This window comes from Streptomyces coffeae (genome assembly GCF_016741875.1).
GTDB lineage: Bacteria > Actinomycetota > Actinomycetes > Streptomycetales > Streptomycetaceae > Streptomyces > Streptomyces coffeae.
In genome coordinates this window covers 1-228 of the sequence record NZ_JAERRF010000249.1, presented here as the reverse complement: position 1 = coordinate 228, position 228 = coordinate 1, and the positions used below count along the sequence as shown (strand labels likewise).

Genomic DNA, 228 nt, shown 5'->3' with positions numbered 1-228 from the left:
CCGCGTCCCCGTCCCGTGCCCCTCCACCACATCCACATCACCAGGCCCCAGCCCGGCACCCGATAACGCCTGCCGCACCACCCGCTCCTGCGCCCGCCCACTCGGCGCCGTCAACCCATTCGACGCACCATCCTGATTCACCGCAGAACCCCGCACCACCGCGAGCACCCGATGCCCATGCCGCACCGCATCAGACAACCGCTCCACCACCAACACACCCACACCCTC

1 protein-coding gene is annotated in these 228 nt (G+C 69.7%); it reads right to left on the bottom strand.

Annotation, left to right across the window (positions count from 1 at the left end; translation table 11 throughout):
* Positions 1-228: hypothetical protein (locus JK363_RS41870; protein ID WP_201883551.1), on the bottom strand; the 228-nt coding region annotated here is incomplete at both ends.